General features: G+C 60.6%; 15 protein-coding genes. 11 read left to right on the top strand and 4 right to left on the bottom strand.

The features are described 5' to 3' along the window. Window positions 1–31 precede the first annotated feature (31 nt). From AC1RKJ_RS21860 to AC1RKJ_RS21845, 4 genes are all read left to right on the top strand, one after another. Window positions 32–1,918: an ABC transporter permease gene (locus AC1RKJ_RS21860; protein ID WP_492793222.1), complete on the top strand. Its 1,887-nt coding sequence runs from the start codon at window positions 32–34 to the stop codon at window positions 1,916–1,918. Next, complete coding sequence (locus AC1RKJ_RS21855) at window positions 1,915–2,706, top strand: ABC transporter ATP-binding protein (protein WP_492793221.1); 792 nt, start codon at window positions 1,915–1,917, stop codon at window positions 2,704–2,706. The genes AC1RKJ_RS21860 and AC1RKJ_RS21855 overlap by 4 nt, the downstream gene beginning before the upstream one ends. After that, on the top strand, window positions 2,703–3,407 hold the full coding sequence (locus AC1RKJ_RS21850) for an ABC transporter ATP-binding protein (protein WP_492793220.1): 705 nt from the start codon (window positions 2,703–2,705) through the stop codon (window positions 3,405–3,407). The genes AC1RKJ_RS21855 and AC1RKJ_RS21850 overlap by 4 nt, the downstream gene beginning before the upstream one ends. Before the next feature lie 63 nt (window positions 3,408–3,470). Beyond that, window positions 3,471–3,956: a MarR family winged helix-turn-helix transcriptional regulator gene (locus tag AC1RKJ_RS21845; RefSeq protein ID WP_492793219.1), complete on the top strand. Its 486-nt coding sequence runs from the start codon at window positions 3,471–3,473 to the stop codon at window positions 3,954–3,956. 10 nt (window positions 3,957–3,966) lie between these two features. On the opposite strand, the gene AC1RKJ_RS21840 is transcribed toward AC1RKJ_RS21845, so the two are convergent. Beyond that, the gene (locus tag AC1RKJ_RS21840) at window positions 3,967–5,166 is read right to left on the bottom strand and encodes an amidohydrolase family protein (protein WP_492793218.1); all 1,200 of its coding nucleotides are present in this window, start codon (window positions 5,164–5,166) and stop codon (window positions 3,967–3,969) included. A 173-nt stretch (window positions 5,167–5,339) separates the two neighbouring features. Here AC1RKJ_RS21840 and AC1RKJ_RS21835 point away from each other — a divergent pair, with 173 nt between their 5' ends. Then, entirely contained in the window at window positions 5,340–6,113 is a 774-nt protein-coding gene (locus AC1RKJ_RS21835; protein WP_492793217.1) for a ferredoxin--NADP reductase, read from the top strand. 27 nt (window positions 6,114–6,140) lie between these two features. Here AC1RKJ_RS21835 and AC1RKJ_RS21830 read toward each other — a convergent pair whose 3' ends face one another. Both AC1RKJ_RS21830 and AC1RKJ_RS21825 read right to left on the bottom strand, forming a co-directional pair. After that, window positions 6,141–7,790, bottom strand: a complete 1,650-nt coding sequence (locus AC1RKJ_RS21830) for a Na/Pi cotransporter family protein (RefSeq protein ID WP_492793216.1) — start codon at window positions 7,788–7,790, stop codon at window positions 6,141–6,143. Between the two features lie 40 nt (window positions 7,791–7,830). After that, window positions 7,831–8,619 carry a DeoR/GlpR family DNA-binding transcription regulator gene (locus AC1RKJ_RS21825; RefSeq protein WP_492793215.1) on the bottom strand — a complete coding sequence of 263 codons (789 nt, stop codon included), beginning with the start codon at window positions 8,617–8,619 and terminating at the stop codon, window positions 7,831–7,833. 262 nt (window positions 8,620–8,881) lie between these two features. Between AC1RKJ_RS21825 and AC1RKJ_RS21820 the strand changes: the two genes are divergently transcribed. The 6 genes from AC1RKJ_RS21820 to AC1RKJ_RS21795 all read left to right on the top strand — a co-directional run bounded on the left by AC1RKJ_RS21820 (window position 8,882) and on the right by AC1RKJ_RS21795 (window position 15,419). Then, a complete protein-coding gene (locus AC1RKJ_RS21820) occupies window positions 8,882–9,898 on the top strand; it encodes an ABC transporter ATP-binding protein (protein ID WP_492793214.1) in 1,017 nt (338 codons plus the stop codon). 52 nt (window positions 9,899–9,950) lie between these two features. Next, on the top strand, window positions 9,951–11,228 hold the full coding sequence (locus AC1RKJ_RS21815) for an ABC transporter substrate-binding protein (RefSeq protein ID WP_492793213.1): 1,278 nt from the start codon (window positions 9,951–9,953) through the stop codon (window positions 11,226–11,228). A gap of 48 nt (window positions 11,229–11,276) precedes the next feature. Further along, window positions 11,277–12,197 (top strand): carbohydrate ABC transporter permease, encoded by a 921-nt coding sequence (locus AC1RKJ_RS21810; RefSeq protein ID WP_492793212.1) that lies wholly within the window; start codon window positions 11,277–11,279, stop codon window positions 12,195–12,197. Next, window positions 12,194–13,003: a carbohydrate ABC transporter permease gene (locus AC1RKJ_RS21805; protein ID WP_492793211.1), complete on the top strand. Its 810-nt coding sequence runs from the start codon at window positions 12,194–12,196 to the stop codon at window positions 13,001–13,003. The genes AC1RKJ_RS21810 and AC1RKJ_RS21805 overlap by 4 nt, the downstream gene beginning before the upstream one ends. Continuing rightward, window positions 13,003–13,839, top strand: coding sequence for an endonuclease/exonuclease/phosphatase family protein (locus AC1RKJ_RS21800; protein WP_492793210.1), 837 nt, complete (start codon window positions 13,003–13,005; stop codon window positions 13,837–13,839). Before AC1RKJ_RS21805 ends, AC1RKJ_RS21800 begins: the two co-directional genes overlap by 1 nt. 179 nt (window positions 13,840–14,018) lie before the next feature. Continuing rightward, window positions 14,019–15,419, top strand: a complete 1,401-nt coding sequence (locus AC1RKJ_RS21795; RefSeq protein WP_492793209.1) for a GumC family protein — start codon at window positions 14,019–14,021, stop codon at window positions 15,417–15,419. An 18-nt stretch (window positions 15,420–15,437) separates the two neighbouring features. Here the strand turns inward: AC1RKJ_RS21795 and AC1RKJ_RS21790 are convergent, their stop codons facing one another. Beyond that, window positions 15,438–16,223, bottom strand: a complete 786-nt coding sequence (locus tag AC1RKJ_RS21790; RefSeq protein WP_492793208.1) for an enoyl-CoA hydratase/isomerase family protein — start codon at window positions 16,221–16,223, stop codon at window positions 15,438–15,440. Window positions 16,224–16,226: the final 3 nt, after the last annotated feature.

Genomic DNA, 16,226 nt, shown 5'->3' with positions numbered 1-16,226 from the left:
GCCCGCGGCCATTTCCAGCCGTGGATGACCTATGAGCTTCTACTTTGTTCAGTTCCTGACAGGTCTTGCGAGCGCGGCATCGCTGTTCCTCGTGGCTTCTGGTTTGTCGATCATTTTCGGCGTCACGCGCATCGTGAATTTCGCGCATGGCGCATTCTATATGCTGGGCGCCTATGTCGCGTTCACCTTGACGGAGCGGCTGTCCGGCACGCTCGGCTTCTGGGGCGGCATCGTCGTCGCAGCGCTCGCTGTCGCGGTTCTCGGCGTGCTGGTCGAGATGGTATTGCTGCGGCGGATTTATAAGTCGCCGGAATTGTTTCAACTGCTTGCCACCTTCGGCCTGACGCTGATGGTGGAAGATCTTGTGGTTCTGATCTGGGGCCCGGATGATCTGGTTGGCCGTCGCGCGCCCGGCTTTCGTGGCGCGGTGGATTTCTTCGGTCAGAACGTCCCGACCTATGACTTGTTTCTGATCGTACTCAGTCCGGTGGTGCTTGGTGCATTGTGGTTGCTGTTCCGCCGCACGCGCTGGGGCATTCTGGTTCGCGCGGCGACGCAGGACCGCGACATGGTGGCGGCGCTGGGCGTCAATCAGAAGTGGCTGTTCACCAGCGTGTTCGCCCTTGGCGTCTTTCTGGCGGCGCTAGGCGGCGCTTTGCAGATTCCGCGCGACGCCGTGCATCATGCGATGGACCTGCGCATCATTGTTGACGTTTTCGTGGTGGTGGTGATCGGTGGCCTTGGCAGCATCGCCGGCGCGTTCGTCGCGGCGGTACTTGTTTCCGAACTCAACGCGTTCGGCATTCTGATTTTTCCGAAGATTTCCATCATCCTTGTGTTTTTGGTGATGGCCGCTGTGCTGATCGTGCGGCCGTGGGGACTGTTCGGGAAGCCGGAAGCGCCTGCGCGCAAGACGCCGGGGCTGACGGTGCGTCCGTGGCGGCCACTGACGACGAGTGAGCGTTTTGCAATGCTGGCGGTGCTGATCGTCGCGGCATTGCTGCCGCTGTTCAGCGGCGACTACGCGCTGAACGTCGGCGCGGAAATTGCGATCTTCGTGATCTTCGCTGCGAGCCTGCATTTCCTGATGTCGGTCGGCGGGCTGGCCTCGTTCGGTCACGCGGCTTATTTCGGCCTTGGCGCATATGGCGTGGCGTTTCTCGCTAAGGCAGCTGGCCTGCCGATGATCGTGTGCCTGTTGCTCGGTCCGCTGCTCGGGTTGTCGGGCGCGGCGGTGTTTGGATTCTTCGCGGTTCAGCTGTCCGGTGTTTACTTTGCGATGCTGACGCTGGCTTTCGCGCAGATCGTATGGTCGATCGCGTTCCAGTGGGTTGCGGTGACAGGTGGCGATAACGGAATTCTCGGCGTCTGGCCCGCGGCATGGGCGGCGGGGCCGGCGAGCTTCTACTGGCTGTCGCTCAGCGTTGCGACGCTCGCAGTGGCGGCGCTTCGCATCATCGTGTTCTCCCCGTTCGGCTATGCCTTGCGTGCGACACGGGACTCCGTCTTGCGCAGTGAAGCCATCGGCATCGACGGTAAGCGGATTCAATGGACTGCCTTCGTCATTGCGGGCACGGTGGCGGGTATCGGCGGCGCGCTATTTGCTTATCTCAAGGGCAGCGTATTCCCCGATAGTCTCGGCATCTCGCTGTCGGTGGACGCCCTGGTGATGGTGCTGCTGGGCGGCGTCGAGACGATCTCGGGCGCGGTAGTCGGCGCGATCATTTTCAAGGCACTCAATATCTGGCTGGTGAGCCAGACCGATCTTTCCAAGCTTGTACTGGGCGCCGTGATCGTGCTGATCGTGGTCGCATTCCCGAAGGGCATTGTCGGAATGCTGGAAACTCTTCGTACACGGCGTCAGACGCCGTCGTCCAAACCGGCCGTTCTGGCATCACGGATCGAGTCCGCCGAATGAGTGTCGCACCCACGCTTCTTGCAGTCGAAGGCTTGACCAAATCCTATGGCGGCGTCCACGCCGTGCGCGGTGTGTCGTTCTCGCTGGTCGCCGGCGAAATTCTCGCGCTGATCGGCCCCAATGGCGCAGGCAAGAGCACCTGTTTCGACATGCTGAACGGCCAGAACATTCCCGACAGTGGCCGGGTCAATCTGCTCGGCGTGGACACTGTCGGCAAAAAGCCGCGCGCGATCTGGCGGCTTGGCGTCGGTCGCACGTTCCAGATTACCGCAACGTTCCCCACTATGACGGTGCGCGAGAACGTGCAGGTGCCTCTGGTGTCGTACAACTCGCAGCTCTTTAACATGTGGCGCTCGACGCCGGGCTTCGCCCGCGATGAGGCCGACCGGCTCCTCGATCTCGTCGGCATGAGTGGCTATGCCGAACGGCCTTGCGGTGAACTCGCCTATGGCGATCTCAAGCGGCTTGAGCTTGCCATCGCGCTCGCCAATCAGCCGAAACTCCTCCTGATGGATGAGCCGACGGCAGGCATGGCGCCGCGCGAACGTGTCGAACTGATGCGCCTGACCGCGAGCATCGCACGTGAAAAGTCCATCGGCGTTCTGTTCACCGAGCACGACATGGATGTGGTGTTCGAGCACGCCGACAGGATTCTCGTGCTCAATCGCGGAACGTTGATCGCCGAGGGGTCTCCCGAAGAGGTCCGGCGCAACCCGCAGGTTCGCGCGATCTATCTCGGCGAGGGCCTGGTTTATGACGCGCGTCATCGCGAGGGTGCATCGGCATGAAGCTCTCGGTTCAGGGTCTCAACAGCTACTACGGACCGGCGCACATCCTGTTCGATGTTGCAATGGAAGTTGGCGACGGCGAGGTGGTGGCGCTTCTCGGCCGCAATGGCGCGGGCAAGTCCACGACATTTCGCTCGATTGTCGGACTGGTGGAGCAGCGCGAGGGCCGGATTGTGTTCGAGGGCAACGATGTGTCGGATCAGCCGACCCATGCCATCGTTCGCAACGGGCTTGGTTATGTGCCGGAAGAGCGACGCATCTTCACGGATCTCACGGTCGAGGAGAACCTCGAGGTGGGCCGCCAGCCGCCGCGGCCGAATGCGCCGCAATGGACTCGCGAAAAACTATTCACGCTGTTTCCGAACCTCGGTGAAATGCGTGGCCGCATGGGCGGGCGTATGAGCGGCGGCGAACAGCAGATGCTGACCATCGCGCGGACGCTTATGGGCAATCCGTCACTGGTGTTGCTTGACGAGCCCTCCGAAGGTTTGTCGCCGAAGATCGTCGAACAGATGGTTGGCGCGATCCTGGCCATGAAGAAGGAAGGCGTCAGTATCGTCGTTTCGGAGCAAAATCTTCACTTCGCCAATTTGATTTCGGATCGCGCTTACATCATCGAGCGCGGCCGTATTTGCTACAGCGGGACTATGGCTGAACTCGCCACCCGCCCGGACATTCGCGACGCTCATCTGGCTGTGTAAGAAAAGACGGCGGCTGTTCGCGCAATGCCCGTAAGACAAAGAACAGGTTCTGGGGGAACGGGAATGGCCAAAGCTGCTCAGATCAAGGCCTCTCAGATCAAGGCTTCGGCCCTTAAACGGGGCGCGAAACCGACTAGGCAATCCTATGTGCTTGAGGATCAGATCGGGTTCATCCTTCGGCAGGTCTGGCAGCGCCACGCGACGATTTTTGCGAAGGAAATCGGAATCAATCTCACGCCGACCCAATGGGCGGCGTTGGCGAAGCTCACCGAGACAGGGCCGTGCTCGCAAAATCAGCTCGGGCGATTGACGGCGATGGACGTTGCGACCATCAAGGGCGTCATCGACCGGCTCACTGCGCGTGGCCTGACCGAAACAAGTTCCGATCCGCAGGACGGGCGTCGGCTTCTGGTCAGTCTCACGCGGGCGGGGCAGGCTCTGGCAGAGAAGGCTGCGCCCAACGCGTTGACCATCACGAGGGAAACACTCGCGCCGCTCGATGCGAAGGAGCGCGAGGTTTTTATCGCGCTCCTGAGCAAGCTGCGATAAAATCAGCGCGCTAGTGCGCCACGATCTCCGGCACCTTCGTCGCCGGCGGCGTGTTGCGGCTGCGCTGTGTGCGAACGATGCCGTCGATAATGGTCATGCCGATGCCGGGCAGGTCGCCGAGCTGAACGCTGTCGAGAATGTTCTTGCCGGCCGAGTGCTGTGCCTTGTCCATGATGACAAAGTCCGCCGCGCGGCCGATTTCGATAATGCCGCAATCGAGTGCACGCATTCGCGCGGTGTTGCCGGTTGCGAAGCAAAATGCGATTTCCGCCGGCACGTCGCCAAGCGCCGACAACAAGGACACCATGCGCAAAATACCGAGCGGCTGCACGCCTGACCCTGCGGGCGCGTCGGTGCCGAGAATGACGCGGTTCAACTCCTTCATCTCGCGTGCAATCCGCAGCGTATAGAGCGCGGCGCGTTCGTTGCCGTTGTGAACCAGTTCGAGCCCGCGTTTGCAGCCCTCGCAGATACAGCGGATTTGCCCGTCGGGCAGGGCGGTGTGGCCGCCGTTGATATGGCCGATGACGTCGGTGTCGGCTTCCAGCACCACGTCCGCGTCGATCAGGCCGGAGCCCGGAATCGAGGGGCCGCCGGTGTGAATCGTGCTTTGGATGCCGTACTTGCGCGCCCACGCCACCATCTTGCGTGCGGTGGGGCCGTCCTTGACGCCACCGAGACCGACTTCGCCGAGGAGCTTGACTCCAGCCGCTGCAAGTTCCTTGAAATCTTCCTCGGTCATGCCGGGCTCGATGACCGGCGCACCGGCATGAACCTTGACGCCGCCGGGTCGTAGATTGTCGAACGCGCGCTGGGCGAAGATTGCCATCGCCTTGACGCCGACCACGTCACGCGGGCGGCCCGGCATATGAACCTCGCCTGCTGAAATCATGGTGGTGACGCCGCCGTTCAGGAAGCTGTCGATCCAGCCGATCTGGTTCTGCCGCGGCGTCCAGTCGCCTGCGACCGGGTGAACATGGCTGTCGATCAGGCCGGGGGTTACGGTCGTGCCGTTGGCGTCGATGACGGTGGTCGCGCCTGCGGCGTCGATGTCCTTGGCCCGCCCAATGGCGGTGATCCTGCCATTCTCCGCAACGATGGTGTCGGCATCCAGGATCGGCTTTTCCATCATCCCGCTCAGGATCAGGCCGATATTCCGGATCACCAGCTTGGTCGGGCCGGTGGTGCCCTGGGGCGCATCGTGGGACATGATTTATTCCTTTTGTTCAAGGTCTTCTCGGCGGTTCGGCGCCAACTTGAGCGCGGCTTGACGGTTGGATCAAGTTGGATTATTCATTAGTACACAAATGAATTTGGCGGTGCAGTCCCCGCCACTGCCTATTCTGATTTTGACCCGTCGTTGGCCACCACCGGATCGAGCGAATGAGCAATTTCAATCAGGAAAGCGTCCTTAGCGTCCATCACTGGACCGACACACTATTCAGCTTCACCACGACCCGGGATCCGTCGTTTCGCTTCCGGAACGGTGAGTTCACTATGATCGGCCTGAAGGTCGGCGAAAAGCCGCTCCTGCGCGCCTACAGCGTGGCGAGCGCCAATTATGAGGATCGGCTGGAATTCTTCTCGATCAAGGTGCCGGATGGTCCGCTGACATCGCGCCTCCAGCATTTAAAGGAAGGCGATGAAATCATCGTCAGCCGCAAGGCCACTGGCACGCTGGTAATCGACAATCTGGTGGGCGGCCGTAATCTGTATCTGATCGGCACAGGCACCGGTCTTGCGCCGTTCCTGAGCGTCATCAAGGATCCTGAAACCTACGACCGCTTCGACAAGATCGTGCTGTTGCACGGCTGCCGCCATGTCGCCGAACTCGCCTATGGCGAGATGATCACCCAGACGCTGCCAAAGGACGACCTGATCGGCGAACTGGTGCGAACGAAACTGATTTATTATCCGACCGTGACCCGCGATCCGTTTCATAACCGCGGCCGGATCACCGATCTCATTGCGCAGGGTAAGCTCTACGACGATATCGGGCTTCCGCCGCTCGATGCTGAATTTGACCGCGCCATGATCTGCGGCAGCCCGGCCCTGATGGACGAGATGAAGGCGATGCTTCTGGGCAAGGGTTTCACCGAAGGCAACCACGGTGAGCCGGGACAGTTCGTGATCGAAAAGGCGTTCGCCGAACGCTAGCCCTGAAGCAACATGTCGAGAGTGTATTTATGCCATGCGGCTAGGCAGAAGGGCTCCGGTGCGCTCCAGCACCGGATATGCAGCTGCAGCAACGATATGCGAATTGATGAGCTTCATATCGCGCAGCAGGTCGAGATGAATCGAACTGGCCTGCGCTGTCTGAAGGTCGCTGTTTCTAAGCCTGTCGAAGTGCGAAGCGGTCGCTTTTGATTCCGCGTCCCTGAACACGGCTTTCTCGTCAACCAGCAGGCGCGCAGTTCGCGGATCTTCGGTGACGAAAAGCGATGCCGCCGTCTTGAGATTGGCGGCAAGCCGTTCGATCATCGCGCTGATGTCGTTTTGCTCGTCGTCGGAAAAAACCAGTCCGCGCTTCAATCGCTTGGAGGCGTGGGGCAGGAAATTCCGGTCGACGACGTCGCCGGCCTGTTCGATGTTCATTGTGAACGTCAAGATTTCATTCAGACGACGCTGATCCATCTCGTTGAGTTCATCGGGGTCGAGCGACGTCAGATATGACTTGATCGCGATGTTCAGCTTGTCGAGGACATCTTCGCGCCGGCGGGTTTCCACGAGCAGCCGCCGGTCCCCGGACGCGAGTCCGGCGTTGACGCCCAGCAGCATTTCTTCCAGCACATCTGCCAGTCGCAACGCCTCGCGCGACGCGGCGCCGAGAGCGACGATGGGCGTCTCCTTTGCCGCGAGGTCAAGATAGAGAGGCCGCGCGGGATCGGCCGGATCGGCGCGATCCGGAAGCAGGCGGCGCAGCAGCGATGCGAAGGGTGTCAGCAGCGGCAGTGAAATCAACGCGATGGCGAGATTGAACAGCGTGTGGAAATCGGCAACCGCGCGTGCTGTGGTAGGTTCTATCGCCATGATGAACTGACTGATCGGCCCCAGAAGTCCGATCGTTATGGCGACGCCCACAAGACGACCGATCAGGTTTCCGAGCGCCGGCCGTTTGGCTGCGGGATCGTCTCCTGCCGGACCCTCAATGAGCGGATTGATGGCCGTGCCAATATTCGCGCCGAGGACGAGCGCGAACGCAGCATCAGGAGGGACCACTCCCTTTGTCGCCAGTGACATGATGAGCAGAACGATGGCGACGCTTGAATGGGCGGCCCACGTCAATGCGGCTGCGATACAGACATCGAGCAGCCATGACGAGGAGATGAGCCCGAGCACGGCGGTCAGGGTCGGAGAACTCTCGTAACCGGTCATGAGGTCGAGCAGGTGGCGGAGCGCAAGCAGCATCAGCCCGAGACCGATGAAGACGCGGCCGAGATCGTGTGCCTGCGTCCGCGAGTCCCTCCGGAACATCAGCATGCCGATCAGCACGAGTGCTGGCGCAACCAGCGTGACGTCGAATGACAGAATTTGCACAATTAGTGTTGTACCGACGTTGGCGCCGAGCATCACAGCGAGCGCGGGCACCAGGCCCATGAACCCGCCTCCGGCGAAGCCAGCCGTCATCAGTCCGGTCGCCGTGCTGCTCTGGAGAACCGCGGTGACGCCCATGCCTGCGAGGAATGCGCGGAAACGGTTGCGCAAGGCGCGGCCAAGGATCGTGCGCAACTTCGAACCGAAGGCGCGCTGGATGCCGGTTTGCACCATATGAGTGCCCCACAGCAACAACGCGATGAAGCCGGCAAGATCGATCAGGTTGATAGCCAGGGTCATGATCTGATCCCCTTATAAGCTCTTGCGCGCCGGAGTGGTTTCAGGCGGCCTGTACGCGGCCGTCACCCACGACGCGAATTTTGTCGGTGTACTGCTCGGCGATCCGATGAAAATCCGCGGGAAGCGGCTTGTCGGTGAAAAGATGATGGCAATCGCTGATGTGTCCACCGCGCACCGTGGCGCTGCGGCCGAATTTGCTGGCGTCGGCGACGAGGAGGGCGGTCCGGCAATTTGCGACGATGGCTTGGCGCGCCTGAACTTCGCCGGAGTAAAAATCGAGCAGCGTTCCTTCCTCATCGATGCCGCCGACGCCGAAAATCCCGATATCGACTTTGAAACGCGAGAAGAAGCGCACTGCGGCGTCACCGATAATGTCGCGATCGAGCGGACGCAGCGTTCCGCCCGCAATCGTGATTTCCACATCGGGGTTACGCGCGAACGCCGACGCTACGTTGAGATTGTTGGTGATGACTCGCAGGTTCTGGCGGCCGGCGAGCGCCAGCGCGACATATTCAGGCGTCGTTCCGAGCCCGATCATGATGGAGGCGCCGTCGGGAATGAAATTGAAGACCGCTTGCGCGATCTGCCGCTTGGCCTCGAAGTTCAGGCCTTGCCGGCTTTCATAAGCAAGATTCTGGTTCGACACCGGAAGGCCGACGCCGCCGTGGATACGGCGCAGCAGACCCTGATCGCAAAGCTGGTTCACGATGCGGCGTGCCGTCTGCTGGGTCACATCGAAATGCGCAGCGAGATGCTCGATCGAGGCGAAACCCTTTTCGCGCACGATTTCGAGGACCAGTGTCTGTCGCTTGTTTGTCATCTTCAGCATGTATCTGAGTGAAATATTATCATTCGAACACAAAACGCGCAAATTCTTATTTCGTTTGATCAAAAAGTATGTTCGGATGAACATTCGGGAGGACTTTAATGTTGCCGGAAAGGCAGACGAGGCGTTCTTTTAACGGGCACGGCGGGGGGCATATCCCGGTCGAGGGAGCGGCCCGGCGCGCATCGTTGTGCATTTCGGAACGTTTTGCGCGCCGCGTTCTGGTGCGTCCCCCACGTACCAATTCAGCCGGACCGGGTAGTTCATGTCAGCCATTACCCTCGATCACGTCTCAAAGAACTGGGGCCCGATGCGCGCCGTTGATGACGTCAGTCTCACGGCGGACGCAGGCTCGCTGCTGGTACTGCTTGGCCCATCGGGTTGCGGCAAGTCCACGACTTTGCGGTTGATCGCAGGCCTCGAGCAACTCGACGGCGGCACAATCACGATTGGAGGCACGGACGTCACGCATCTCTCGCCGGCAGAGCGCAAGATATCCATGGTGTTCCAGTCCTACGCGCTGTTTCCGCATCTGAGCGTGGCAGAGAACATCGTTTTCGGCCTGCGCGTGCGCCGCGTATCCCGTGCCGAGCGAGACGACCGGCTGAAGCGCGTGGCCGACATCGTTGGTCTCGGTCACTTGCTTGAGCGCAAGCCATCTCAATTGTCAGGCGGCCAGCGTCAACGCGTGGCGCTTGGGCGTGCCATCATCGCGGAGGCGAAAGTTTGCCTGATGGACGAACCGCTCTCCAATCTCGATGCCAAGCTCCGCCACGAAATGCGCACGGAGATCCGTTCGTTACAGCAGCGTCTCGGGATGACGATGGTCTACGTGACCCACGATCAGACCGAGGCCATGACGATGGCGGATCGAGTCGTGCTGATGCGCGACGGACGCATCGAGCAGAACGGCACGCCGGAAGAACTTTACAATCGGCCTGCAACGGCTTTCACGGCGCGTTTCATCGGAACGCCGCCGATGAATTTGATTGCAGAGGGCAGCCAACTGATCGGTATCCGTCCGGAGCATATTCGTATCGTGTCGCAAGACGGTCATCCGGCGCGCGTAAAGGCGATTGAGCATCTCGGCGCCGACAGCATCGTTCTGTGCGAAATCGATGGGCAGCCTGTCTCAGTACGACAGGACGGTTTCAGCAAATCTCATCCGGGCGACGATGTCCGGCTCGCATGGGATGCAGGTTTCGAACATCGGTTCGAGAAGGAAACGGAACGGCGGCTGCAATCAGCCGCCGGCGAGATGAAGCGGGCTGTGGTTGTATGAGGCCCGCATCGGCGGGGCCGGCGCAGAGAAACGATAGCAAGGGGAGGATGACATGAAGCTCTTTAGACGAACGACGGTTGCGGCGGCAGCGCTTGCGGCCTTGGCTTTCGGCTCGCAGCCCGCGGTTGCAGTCGATCTGACCATGTATTACCCGGTCGCGGTGGGTGGTCCGGTGACCAAGATCATCGACGACATGGTGGCGCGCTTTGAAAAAGAGAACGCGGACATCAAGGTGACGGCGGTTTATGCCGGCAATTACACCGACACGATGACCAAGGCGATGACGGCGATGAAGGGCGGCCAGCCACCGCAGCTTTCGGTGCTGTTGTCGACCGACGTCTTCACGCTGATGGACGAGAACGCCATCGTGCCGATGGATGGTCTCGTTGCGGACAAGGCGTGGTTCAAGGAGTTCTATCCGGCCTTCATGGCGAACGGCCAGATCGACGGCAAGACGTGGAGCATTCCGTTCCAGCGTTCGACCATCGTGCTCTACTGGAACAAGGATGCTTTCAAGGAAGCCGGCCTCGATCCCGAAAAAGCGCCCGCAAGCTGGGACGAAATGACCGAGATGGGCAAGAAGCTCGTCAAGAAGGATGCATCCGGCAATACCACGCGCTGGGGTGTCGAGATTCCAACGACGGGCTATGGCTACTGGATGCTTCAGGCGCTGGCGATCGAGAACGGTCAGAAGCTGATGAACGAGCCGGGCAACGAGGTTTATCTCACCGCGCCGAAGACCGTCGGCGCTCTGGATTATTGGGTCGATCTGTCGCGCAAGCACGCGGTGATGCCTCCCGGCAGCATCGATTGGGCGACCCTGCGTACCGACTTCCTCGAAGGCAAGACCGCGATGATGTGGCACACCACGGGCAACCTGACCGCGGTGAAGGACGGCGCGAAGTTCAACTTCGGTGTCGCGATGTTGCCCGCCAAGGAGCGTCGCGGTTCGCCCACCGGCGGCGGCAGCTTCTATATCTTCAAGAGCGCCTCGCCCGAGCAGCAGAAGGCGGCCGTGAAGTTCATCCAGTGGATGACGACGCCCGAACGCGCTGCCGAGTGGAGCATTAAGACCGGCTATGCCGCTGTGTCGCCGGCTGCGTACAAGACTCCCGCGATGGAAGCCTACGCGAAGGGCTTCCCCGCGGCACTTGTCGCCCGTGACCAGCTTGAACATGCGGTGCCCGAACTGTCCGTTCACGAGAACGGCCGCATCTACAAGTTCGTCAATGATGCCGTGCAGGCCGCAGTGACCGGCACGCAGAAGCCCTCGGAAGCCCTCGCGGGCGCGCAGCAGCAGGCCGACCGCGTGCTGCGCGCGTACAAATAAAGTGAAACATCCGGGTGGCGGTTCGCCGCCATCCGGAGGGATGATCCGATGACCGATCAAGCCGTTCCAGCATCAGCCACCGCGCGCAAGCCGAAATCGCATGCGTGGTGGAACGCTGTGAATGCGTGGCTGCTGTTGCTGCCCGCCGCGGTGCTGTTGCTGGCATTCACGCACTATCCGATCCTGGCGACCATCCGGCATTCGTTTTTCATCACCCGCCGTAACGGCACGGAAGCGTTTGTCGGTCTGGACAGCTACCGGTCGATGTACGCCGATCCAATTTTCTGGAAGGCGCTGGTCAACAATTTCTGGTTTGCGCTCGGCACCATTCCGACGTCGATCGCGCTCGCGTTGTTGATGGCGATGTGGGTCAACCGCAACATGCGCGGCCGCGGTTTCCTGCGTCTGGCCTTTTTCACGCCGACCGTGCTGCCGATGATCGCTGTCGCGAACATCTGGCTGTTTTTCTACACGCCGGATTATGGACTGCTCGACCAGTTGCGCGGGGTCTTCGGCCTTGCGGGCTGGAACTGGCTTGGCGATCCCAGCACGGTGATGAGCTGTCTGATCGTCATGGTGATCTGGAAGGAAGCCGGCTTCTTCATGATCTTCTATCTCGCAGCGCTTCAGCAATTGTCGCCCGACCTCGAAGAAGCGGCCTCGGTTGAGGGCGCGAGCCGCTGGTACACTTTCCGGCGGATCACGTTTCCGCTGCTGATGCCGACGACATTGTTCGTGGCAATCAATGCTGTCATCAACTCGTTCAAGCTGGTGGACCACCTTGTCATCATGACCAAGGGCGGCCCCAACAATGCCAGCACGCTTTTGCTCTATTACATTTACGAAGTGGCGTTCACATTTCAGGACTCGGCCTATGCCGCCACCCTGACGGTTGTGCTCCTGGTCCTGCTGAGCACACTGGCGCTGATCAAGTTCGGCTATCTCGATCGCAGGATTCATTATCAATGAACGGCCGCACGCACCCTCTTGAAGCGGTTGCCGCGTGGCTGCTGGCGCTACTGTGGCTCGCGCCGCTGGCCTATGCGTTCTGGAGTGCGCTGCATCCGGCTGCCTATGCGACTTCGTTCAGCCTGTCCGCGCCGTGGACGCTGGAGAACTTCGCGCGCGCGTGGAATCAGGCACCGTTCGGCCGTTACTATTTCAACACAATGGTGCTGGTCGTGATCATCCTGATCGGCCAGCTTATTCTTTCGACGCTCGCAGCCTACGCATTCGCGCGATTTACATTCAAGGGCAGCGGAATCGCGTTCGCGCTGGTGCTGCTGCAATTGATGATCATGCCCGACGTTCTGATCGTTGAAAATTACCGCATGATCGGAAAGCTCGGCTTGCTCGATACCATTCCGGCAATCGCTCTGCCGTATCTGGCCAGCGCGTTCGGCATTTTCCTGTTGCGGCAGACCTTCAAGAGCGTTCCGCAGGAACTGGTCGAGGCCGCGCGCGTCGAAGGGGCGGGGCCGCTGCAAATTCTCTGGAAAGTTTACGTCCCGCTGGCACGGCCGACCTACGTGGCCTTCGGTCTCGTTTCGGTGAGCTATCACTGGAACAACTTCCTCTGGCCGCTGATCGTGACCAATTCGGTGGAGAGCCGGCCGCTTACCGTGGGGCTCGCGGTATTCGGCGCGCCCGAAACCGGCGTGGACTGGTCGATCATCACGGCTGCGACGGTGATGACGATGGCGCCACTGTTGATTGCGTTCCTGCTGTTCCAGAGACAGTTCGTGCAATCCTTCATGCGCGCGGGCATTCGCTGATGCGGCTTCTGACATGGAACATTCAGTGCGGCAAAGGCTGCGACGGTGTGACCGACCTCGGGCGTATCGTGTCCGTCGCACGGGAAATGTCTGACGCGGATGTCTACTGCTTTCAGGAAGTGTCTGATAATTTCAAGAAGCTCGATGGTGGCACGGACCAGAGCGCGCTGTTGGCGTCGCTGCTGCCCGGATACCGGCCAGTGTTTCGTCCGGCGATAGAAACCATCGGCGACGATGGACAGACGCATCGGTTCGGGAACATGACGCTGTCACGGCTTCCGGTGCTGCAAATCGCCAACCACCTCCTGCCATGGCCGGACGCCAGTGCAGTTCGCAGCATGCGGCGGCATGCGCTGGATGTGACGATCAAGGCGGCATCGGGTCCCTTGCGCATCGTCAACACGCATCTTGAGTATCATTCCGCCGCTCAGCGCGAAGCACAGATCGTGAGGTTGCTCGATCTGCAGGAAGAAGCTTCGACGGGTGCGAAGGCAGCCGGGCTCCATGGCGAACCCTACGCAAGTCAGACGCTGGCAGCGTCGAGCCTGCTGTGTGGTGATTTCAACTTCGACGTCTCCGACCCGCAGCATGCCTTGATTCAGCTTTCGTTACGTCCGGGGCTGAACTATCGCGACGCCTGGTCGGCCCATCATCCAGATCAACCTCACGCGCTGACCTGCGGTCTTTACGATCACGAGCAATGGTCGGACGGTCCCGATTGCCGCGACTTTATTTTCGTGACGGAGGATTTAACCGCTCGGCTTCGGCGGATCGAGGTGAACGGCGCGACGGATGCGTCGGATCATCAGCCGATCGTGGTTGAGCTTGCGGACTGAATCCGCTTCCACGTCTGTGATGCTGTTTTATGCCAAAAATGGCACCGACGGTCGCCATCCAGCCTGCGGCTGAGCCATTCAGCCGGCCGATTTTGTGCGACGGCCGGCAAAAGATGTCTCCCCAATGACCGTTACAGGAGGCTACACTGACCTGAATTGTATGGCGTGGAACAGTTGGGATGGCGATCTCCGATAACGACAGGCACGACGCATATCTGCGCCGTCTTCAACTGCCTGTTCCGGACCTGGAGGGCTTTGTAGAGATGTTGCGCCGCCGGGCCGCGTTCATCGTGATTGTGACGCTTGCCTGCGCTGCGATGAGCCTTGCCTACATTCTGGTCACGCCTCCCAGGTTTGTTGCGTCCGGCCAAGTCCTGCTCGATCCGTCTTTGCCCCAACCCGTCGGGTCCGACTCCGCCGCGCACGGGACGGCAGTTGACAGTACGGTTGAAGCCGAAAGCCCGATCAAGGTCATGACGTCGCGCAGTCTTCTCGAGAAGGTCATCGCGCGGGAAAAGCTTGAAACCGATCCTCTCTTTGGCGCGAAATCGAGAGGAATTCTCGCAGCACTTTTGACCGGTGTCGGTCTTGCACCCGACGCCGATCCGAATGAGAGCGCGCTGCGCCAGTTGAATCGTGCGATCAATGTCACGCACACCCCCGGCGCGTCTGTTGCCAACGTCGACGTTACGACGTCAGATCCGGAAACGTCGGCGCGCGTGGCGAACGCCGTGATGGATTTCTACATCGAGCAAGAGACGCGCGAACGCGCTGCAACGGCAGGGCGCGCTGTGCCGCCTTCCGACGCGAGGGTGGGCATGCTTCAGGCACGCCTGCGCGAGGCTGAACAGCGTTACGAGGCCTTTCGCAGGGAAAGCGAAACGGGTGTTGCGGTTGGTCAGGCGGCGATAGAAAAGCAGGCGAATGAATTACCCGGCCAGATTGCCGATGCCGAAACCAAGGTGACTGGTTTGCGCTCGGCGCTTGCCCAGATGCAGCGCGCCAGAGATCAAAGGGATTTCCGGGCAATCCCTGAATCGCTGCGAACCGAAACCTTGAATGCTCTCAAGAGCCGCTATTTGGCCGCGCAGCGTCTTGAATCCGATTTGTCGGAGGCGGCTGGGCGAAATGCAGAACTGAGATATGCCAGGCAGCAGATGGCCGAAGTCACGCGCCTGCTGGATCAGGCGATCGAGGATGGCGTCCAGTCCACCGCCGCCGAACTGGAGCGCGCGCGTTCCGAAGTGACCCAGCTCAAGAACCAGCTTGAAACGGCGAAGAAAGCTCCGACCGGTTTCAACGAAACATCCGCGCGCCTGAAAGAGCTTGAGCGCGATGTTGAAGCGAGCCGCGCGAACTATCAGGCCGTCCTGACGCAGTCTCGTGATTCGGGCGAACAGCGGCAATTGGACAGCGAGAACCCTAAAATAGTAACCCGCGCAACCCCGCCATTGCAGCGGAGCGGCGCATCTCCGACTCGTATTCTGTTCCTCAACTTATTGCTCGGGTTGGGCTTCGCTATCAGCCTTGCCTGGCTGCTCGAATTGATGAATGAGCGAAAAGGGAAGGCTGCGCCTTGATAGGTGACGCGGCGGCCGTCACCGTCCTTTGAAGTTTCCGGCGCGGCGCTCTGCGGTGGCTTTGACGCCTTCCTTGAAATCTTCAGTTTCGCGCAGCCAGGTCTGCTCCGCGAGTTCATGGTCGGTCTGTGCCTTCACGCGTTCCGCCAGTCCAGCGCGGATGGTCGCGCGCGTCGACATCAATCCCAGCGGTGAATTCTCCGCGATTTCGCCCGCGAGCTTGAACGCCTCGGCGCGCACCTGATCCTGCGGCACCAGCACGTTGGCCAGCCCCATTTTGAAAGCCTCTTCACCGGTCACGCGGCGGCTGGTGTAGAACATCAGCGCAGCGTTGTTTTTTCCGATCAGTTCCGGGAGCGTGACGGTCAGACCGAAGCCGGGATGAAAACCAAGTTTGGTGAAGTTCGCGGCAAACCGCGTCTCGGGGCAGGCGACGCGAAAATCGGCGGATACCGCCAGCCCAAGCCCGCCGCCGATAGCCGCGCCCTGAACGGCGGCGACAATCGGCTTCTTGTTGCTGAAGATGCGTACCGCCTCGAGATAAAGATCACCTGTGGTTCCGTCGCCGGATGCCGCGTCGCCATCAAACCCGGCGGGTCGGTTGAAGTTCGCGCCAGCGCAGAACGCCTTCCCCTGGGATGCAAGGACGACCGCGCGAGCGTCGATGTCCTTGTCGATCTGGTCCAGCGCATCGGCGATCTGCCGGATCAGGGCGAGATCGAAAAAATTCAGCGGCGGCCGGCGAATCTCGATCAGCGTGACATGCCCGTGTTTTTCGACGCCGATGTCGGTGAAGCCGCTCATGAG

It is taken from the genome of Afipia sp. GW822-FHT04G07, assembly GCF_058800765.1.
This window is presented reverse-complemented; position numbering and strand designations above follow the sequence as displayed.